This window comes from uncultured Aquincola sp., from assembly GCF_964001545.1.
Lineage (GTDB): Bacteria > Pseudomonadota > Gammaproteobacteria > Burkholderiales > Burkholderiaceae_C > Aquincola.
Genome location: NZ_CAXFDV010000185.1, coordinates 1 through 7,336, shown reverse-complemented (window position 1 = coordinate 7,336; position 7,336 = coordinate 1). Strand labels below are relative to the sequence as shown.

The 7,336-nt window shown below is 69.9% G+C and carries 4 protein-coding genes; all 4 read left to right on the top strand.

Going from position 1 to position 7,336, the window contains the following annotated elements:
* Positions 1-2,693, top strand: a 2,693-nt coding sequence (locus ABNT58_RS06365; protein WP_348752664.1) for an efflux RND transporter permease subunit, incomplete at its 5' end; no start/stop codon positions are given.
* Positions 2,694-2,784: 91 nt separating this feature from the next.
* Complete coding sequence (locus ABNT58_RS06360) at positions 2,785-4,101, top strand: IS1380 family transposase (protein ID WP_348752663.1); 1,317 nt, start codon at positions 2,785-2,787, stop codon at positions 4,099-4,101.
* 314 nt (positions 4,102-4,415) lie between these two features.
* A complete protein-coding gene (locus tag ABNT58_RS06355) occupies positions 4,416-6,203 on the top strand; it encodes an adenylate/guanylate cyclase domain-containing protein (protein WP_348752662.1) in 1,788 nt (595 codons plus the stop codon).
* Between the two features lie 22 nt (positions 6,204-6,225).
* Positions 6,226-7,149 (top strand): hypothetical protein, encoded by a 924-nt coding sequence (locus tag ABNT58_RS06350; RefSeq protein ID WP_348752661.1) that lies wholly within the window; start codon positions 6,226-6,228, stop codon positions 7,147-7,149.
* The last annotated feature ends 187 nt before the right edge of the window (positions 7,150-7,336 follow it).

The following is a 7,336-nucleotide window of genomic DNA, read 5'->3' as shown; positions in this document are numbered from 1 at the left end:
CGCGTGAGCTGTCGATCTACGCCGACCAGACCGCCAGCAAGCGCCTGGTGCGCGTGGCCGGCGTGGCGCGGGTGGACGTGGCGGGCCTGACCAAGCGCGAGGTGCGCATCGACCTCGACCCCGAGCGTTTGCGCGCCTACCAGATCACCCCGGCGCAGATCGCCACCCAGCTGGCCGCGGTCAACCGCGACGAGGCGGTGGGCATCCTGGCCGGCAGCACGCAAGACGCGATGCTGCGCGTGGAAGGCATGGTGCGCGACCCCAAGCGCTTTGCCGATGCGGTGGTGGGCCTGCGCAATGGCCTGCCGCTGCGGCTGGGCGACCTGGGCACGCTGGTGGAGCGTGAGCAGGAGCCCACCAACCTGGCGCGCGTCAACGGCCGCAGCGCCGTCACCTTCAACATCTTCAAGCAGCAGGACGCCAACATCGTGGCCACCGGCGACGCCATCAAGGCCGCGCTGGACGAGCTGCGCGCCACGCTGCCGGCGGGCATGGAGCTGCAGCTCATCCATGCCAACAGCGATTGGGTCAAGCAGTCGCTCAAGGGCCTGCAGCGCACGCTGATCGAAGGCGCGCTGCTCACCATTGCCATCGTCTTCCTGTTCCTGCATTCGTGGCGCAGCACCGTCATCACCGGGCTCACGCTGCCCATTGCGGTGGTGTCCAGCTTCATCGCTGTGCATGCCTTCGGCTTCACGCTCAACTTCATGACGATGATGGCGCTGAGCCTGTGCATCGGCCTGTTGATCGACGATGCCATCGTGGTGCGCGAGAACATCGTGCGCCACGTGGGCCTGGGCAAGGGCCACCGGCAGGCCTCGCTCGACGGCACCGCCGAGATCGGCCTGGCGGTGATGGCCACCACCTTCGCCATCTGCGCGGTGTTCGTGCCGGTGGCCTTCATGGGCGGCATCGTCGGCAAGTTCTTCTACCCCTTCGGCATCACCGTCACGGTGGCGGTGCTGGTGAGCCTGTTCGTCAGCTTCACGCTCGACCCCATGCTGTCGTCCGTCTGGCACGACCCGCCCAGCGCGCGCATGAAGCACTGGCCGGTCATCGGCCACGCCATCCGCGCCACCGACCGCGGCATGGACCTGCTGCATGTGGCCTATGAGCGGCTGATCCGCTGGACCTTCAACGGCCGGCGCTACGGCTGGCGCTGGCTGTGGGTATCGCCGCGCGGCATCGTGCTGGGCGTGGGGGCGCTCAGCTTCGTGGCGGCCATCGGCCTGGTGCCGCTGGTGGGCACCGAGTTCATCCCGCAGACCGACCAGGGCTTCACTCAGCTGTCGGTGCGCATGCCGGTGGGCGCCAGCCTGGCCCGCACCGACGACAAGTTCCGCCAGGTCGAGCAGATCGTGATGGCCATGCCCGAGGTGCAAAGCGTCAGCACCACCGTGGGCGGCGATGGCGAAGGCCTGGCCGTGGGCCGCAACGTGGGCACGCTCAACATCGGCCTCAAACCCCGGGCCGAGCGCGCGCGCAGCCAGAAGGAGGTGGAAGACGCCATCCGCGAGGCGTTGGCCCGCATCCCCGGCATCGAGCTGTCGGTGGGCTTCGACCGGCCCATCTACGTGGCGCTGCTGGGCAGCGACCCCGAAGGCTTGATCAAGCTGGTCAACGAGTTCGCGGCCAAGGTGCGGCAGATCCCCGGCATCGTCGACGTGGAGGTGTCGGCCAAGCCCGGCATGCCCGCCTATGCGGTGCGCCTGAAGCCCGACGCGGTGCGTGAACTGGGCCTGACCGCGCCGCAGATCGCGGCCAGCCTGCGCGCCTATGTGAACGGCGAAGCCGCCACCCACTGGACCACGCCGGATGGCGAGCAGGTGGAAGTGCTGCTGCGCCTGCCCGAGCGCTTGCGCGAGCAGGTCACGCAGATGCGCCAGCTGCCGGTGGCCTTTGCCGCCAACGGCACGCCCATCACGCTGGAGGCGGTGGCCGACATCGTGCCCGTGGTCAACCCGGAGGTGATCCGCCGGCAGAACCTGCAGCGGCGCGAGGCGGTGTTCGCGGGCGTGGAAGGCCGGCCCGCCGGCGACGTGGGCGCCGAGGTGCAGAAGCTGGTGAAAGAGACGCAGCTGCCGCCGGGCTACAGCTTCGACGTGGGCGGCGCCACCAAGGACCAGCAGGAAGCCTTCACCGCCGTGGTGGCCGCGATGGCGCTGGCGGCCATCTTCATCTACATCGTGCTGGCCAGCCAGTTCGGCAGCTTCCTGCAGCCGCTGGCCATCATGGCCAGCCTGCCGCTGGCGCTGATCGGCGTGATGCTGGCGCTGCTGCTGTGGCGCTCCACCCTCAACCTGTTCAGCATGATCGGCCTGGTGATGCTGATGGGCCTGGTGACCAAGAACGCCATCTTGCTGGTGGACTTTGCCAACCATGCGCGCCGTGAAGGCGCCAGCCTGGCCGATGCGGTGCTGCAGGCCGGCCTCATCCGCATGCGGCCCATCATCATGACCACCGCGGCCATGGTGTTCGGCATGCTGCCGCTGGCGCTGGCCTTGAACGAAGGCGGCGAGATCCAGGCGCCGATGGGCCGCGCCATCATCGGCGGGGTGATCACCAGCACCTTGCTCACGCTGGTGGTGGTGCCGGTGCTGTACTCGTACCTGGCGCGCGAGCGGCGGCAACCGGCGCAGGCCGCGCCTTCGATGGGTGGCGACCCGGGGCTGTCGCCGGCGGATCGGCACTAGCCCGGATCTTTCACGACCTGGAGGTCGGCAGCCTCGTGCCGAAGCGCGTTGTCATAGGACTCTTACCCCCTATGGCAACCGAGGACTGCCGATGCCAAAGTGTACGCACGACAAGATCGACTTCGGCCGCATGGGCCGCCGGGTGATCGAGGCGGACTTCAGCGGTGGCGACTTGAGCAGCGAAGGCGGTGTGCTGTTGCTGCGGCGCATGGACCAGCGCCTGGGACTGACGGCCGCGGCCGCCGCAGCGCTGGGCGATGACCGGCAGGCGGGCAAGGTGCACCACAGCGTGGCCAGCATGGTGGCCCAGCGCGTGTACGGGCTGTGCATGGGATGGGCCGACGTGTGCGACCACAACGCCCTGCGCTCGGACCTGGCGCTGCAGACCGCGGTCGGGCGCGACCAGGCACTGGCCAGCGCCCCGACGCTCAGCCGCCTGGAGACCGCGGCCACGCCCGCGCAGGCCTGGGCGCTGCACGGTGTGCTGCTCGATCAATTCATTGCCATTCGCCGCGGCAAGCGCGCGCCGCGCGAGCTGGTGCTGGACGTGGACGCCACGCACGTGCCGCTGCACGGCCAGCAAGAGCGCGGCTTTTTCCACGGCTACTACGACAACTACTGCTACTTGCCGCTGTACGTGTTCTGCGGCCAGGACCTGCTGGCGTGCGTGCTGCGCCCGAGCGATCGTGATCCGGCCAGCGTGGTCACGGCGCTGCTCAAGCGCTTGATCGACGCGCTTCGCCAGGCCTGGCCCCGGGTGCGCATCGTCGTGCGCGGCGACTCGGGCTTTTGCCGCCCGCGCGTGCTGCGGCGCCTGGACCGCTGGGGCGTGGACTACGTGCTGGGCCTGCAGAAGAACGCCCGGCTGCTGCAGCGCTCAGAGCTGGCCATGCTGGCACTGGCCGATCAGTACCAGGCCCGTGGCACCAAGCAGCGTTTGCATGGTGACTTCGGCTACGCCGCCGACAGTTGGGACCGCCAGCGCCGCGTGATCGCCCGCCTCGAGCATGGCCCGCAGGGAGCCAACCCGCGCTTCATCGTCACCAGCTTGCAGGGCGATCCGAAGTACGTGTATGACAAGCGCTACTGTAGCCGCGGCGAGGCCGAGAACCGCATCAAGGAAGCGCAGCTCGATCTGTTCGGCCGGCGCGCCAGCTGCCACCGCTTCTGGGCCAACCAGCTGCGCCTGCTGCTGGCCGCGCTGGCTTACACGCTGATGATCCAGCTGCGCCGCCAGGCCCTGGCCGGCACCGAGCTGGCCCAGGCGTGCACGGCCACCATCCGCGTCAAGCTGCTCAAGATCGCCGCGGCCATCGTGCGCAACACTCGCCGTGTGCGCGTGCTGCTCGCTTCAAGCCATCCCATGCGCAGCGCCTTCGCCAGCGCCGCGCAAGCGCTGGCGCCATAAACACCGCCCAGTGCTGTCCCCGGCACGCTGAACAACAACGGGGGTAAGGGGGTGGTGCGTCCGAACCTCGCCTTCCCAACCGCGCTGGGCCGCCTATGCCCCAGTGACACCACCCAGAGCCCCCACCCGCCTGCGCCAGGAAGATCAGCGAGCTGTTCGTGAAAGATCCGGGCTAGGTGTCCGCAGCCGGCAGGCGCCGGCTCCACCGTTGTGTGGATGCGGGCCGCGCGGGGCGGCCGTAACGTCTGGTTTCCTTCGGCCTTGCGGCGCGGTGGAGCCGGCACGTGCTGCGGCCCGCTGCGCCACCCCCGCCCATGCCACAGCCCGACGCCCATGCCCCGTCTGCCCAGCCGCTGGCGCGCGTGCGCCGCACCGTGGTGGTGGTGGACGTGGTGGAGTCGGTGCGGCTGCTGCTGTCGCATGAAGAAGCGGTGATCGCCCGCTGGTGCGCCTTGACCCGCACCACCACCGACGAGCTGCTGCCCGGCCACGGCGGCCGGCTGGTCAAAAGCCTGGGCGACGGCATGCTGCTGGAGTTTCGCGATGCGCCGCAGGCCGTGGCCACGGCCTTTGCCTTGCAGGCCCTGTGCGCCCGCGGCAACGCCGGCCTGCCGGCCGAAGCCGCGATGCTGCTGCGCATCGGCGTGCATGTGTGCGAGGTCATCGTCACCGAGCTGGACGTGTTCGGCGCCGGCGTCAACCTGGCGGCGCGGCTGGCGGCGCTGGGCCGGCCGGGCGATGTGGTGGTGTCGGCCGAGCTGCGCGAGCAGTTGGTGCCGGGCGTGCATGCGGCGCTGGAAGACCTGGGCGACTGCTTCTTGAAGCACATCGACCAGCCTTGCCGCGCCTACCGCGCCCGGCCCGTGGGCGCGGAACCGGCGCTGTCGGCCGAACCCGGTCTGCCGGCGCCGCGGCCGGTACGTCCGCTGCTGCTGGTGCTGCCCTTGCGGCCGCTGGCCGGCACGCTGCTGCCGCCCGAGCTGGCCGGCGTGCTCACCGACGACCTGGTGGCCGCGCTGGGCCGCTCACGCGATCTGCAGGTGGTGTCGCGGCTGTCGGTGCAGGCGCTGCACCGCCGCGCGCTGGACCCCGGGCCGCTGCGTGAGGGCATGCAGTTCGACCTGTGCGCCAGCGGCCAGCTGGCGCTGCGCAACGGCCGGCTGCAGCTGCAGATGGAGCTGGACGAAGGCGGCACGCCGGTGTGGGCAGGGCAGTTCGAATCGGCACTGGACGGGCTGATGGCGCCGGGCGACGAACTCTCGGTGCGGGTGGCCGATGCCTTGTGCCAGGCCCTGGTGCGCCGGCAGCTGCAGCGCCTGCACCGCAGCGCACTGCCCAACCTGCCCGCCTATGCGCTGCTGCTCAGCGCGATGGACCTGCTGCACCGCCTGTCGCGCGACGAGGTGCTGCAGGCCGAGCAACTGCTGCTGCACCTGGTGGACCGCCACCCGCGCGCGCCCGAGGTGCAGGCCTGGTTTGCCAAGTGGCACTTCCTGCAGGTGGCGCAGTCGTTCAGCGAAGACCGGGTGCGCAGCATGCAGGCCGCCCGCCAGTGCCTGGCGCGGGCGCTGGACACCGAAGCCGACCAAGGCCTGGCCCTGGCCATCCGCGGCCACCTGCTGGCCTTTGAAGACCGCGACCCGGCGGCTGCCATGCAGGGCCTGACCGAGGCCACCGAGCGTGCGCCCAACGAGCCGCTGGCCTGGCTGTTCCGGGCCAACCTCAAGGCCATGCTGGGCGATCCCAGCGCCACCGCCGACCTGGACCGCGGCAGCAGCTTGTCGCCGCTGGACCCGATGGGCTACCTGCGCGACCTGATGGCCTCCATCGTGCACAGCGCCGCCGGCAACTTCGCGCAGGCCCTGGCCTGCGCCGAAGCCTCGGTGCGGCAGAACGGCCTGCACCTGTCCAGCCTGGTGCAGCTCATCGTCGCCCAGATGGAAGCCGGCCTGCCCGACCAGGCCCGCGCCACCGCCCGCCGCTACCTGGCCCTGCGCCCGCAGGCTTCGGTGCAGCGCTTCATCGATCACCACCTGGCCGCCGCCACGCCCCTGGCCCGCCGCCAGGCCGAAGCGCTGCTGGCCGCCGAGATTCCGCTTTGACCGACGCAAGGAGAGATGGACGATGACTGCGACGACACCCCCGAAGAGCCACCAGAGGCTGGCCCAGGTTCAGAGCCAGGATGTGGACGACATCGTGCTGCGGGCTGCGTACCTGCGCACGATTCCAGTGCTCAAGACGCCTGCTGCGGCGTTGGACCTGTCCGCGCTGGACGCCGATACGCTCGCGATAGCCGATGAGTGGAAAGACCTGGACGCAGAAACTCTGCGCGGCCTCTTGGCTTGGGACCTGGCTCGGCATCGTCCGGTCCACCAGACCGGTACCGGCTGGACGGCCCTGGGTCTTGATGCCTGGTCGTTGGACTGGACGGTGGATGGCAAGGCGGTGGCGAGCGCGGGAGGCCAGTCAAGACAAAAGTCCGAGTTCGACGAGGCGGTGGGCAAGGTGCAGCTTGATCCGAGCCGCCTGTTGGAAGCCGCGCTCCACGCGAGCGAACCCCAGGTTGGTCTGCTCGTCATGCTGGGTGCGTTGAGCGCCAAGCCAGACGCCATCCGTCACACTGTCGCGGTTGTCGACGCGCTGACTTCGGTGACGATGCTGGTGGTCAACCGCCTCAAACGGGGCATGAACGTGCCTCGGCCCGGTGATTGGGACAAGGGCCAACCCGTCGTTCCGCTCTTGCCGGTGCCAGCGACCACCAGCTACCCGGGCGGTCATGCCGCCGTGCTGGCGGCACTCCAGGTGTTGCTGCCCGCGTTGGCCAAACTCGATGCCGCGCAGACCGGCCAGCTAGAAACTCTCGCGCGGGAGCTGACGAAGGACCGGGTTCGCATGGGCTTGCATACCGAGTTGGACAGCACTGCCGGCGAAGTAGTGGGCAAGGCGCTCGGCAATGCGCTTCTTCGCTTGGCCACCGACGCAACCGTCAAGAAGTCCTGCCCGCTGTGGGCTGCGGCATTCGCCTTGGCTCAAAGGGAGTGGAAGTAACCGCCTGCCCCCGCGGAACCCTCGCGCCACCCTCCGCCTCCAATGCCCGCAGCCGGCATCGTCCGGCTGCGCGCAGCACAAGACGGAGACAAGATGGCGCAGTTGCAAATCCACCGGGCCCACCCCCTGGGCCTGGCCGGCGCGCGGGAGCGGGCGCGGGTGTGGGTGGAACAGGCGGAGCGTGACT

Coding starts and splice junctions, on each gene's coding strand:
- ABNT58_RS06360 (WP_348752663.1), top strand. CDS start 2,785: ATGCCAAAGTGTACGCACGACAAGATCGACTTCGGCCGCATGGGCCGC.
- ABNT58_RS06350 (WP_348752661.1), top strand. CDS start 6,226: ATGACTGCGACGACACCCCCGAAGAGCCACCAGAGGCTGGCCCAGGTT.
- ABNT58_RS06355 (WP_348752662.1), top strand. CDS start 4,416: ATGCCACAGCCCGACGCCCATGCCCCGTCTGCCCAGCCGCTGGCGCGC.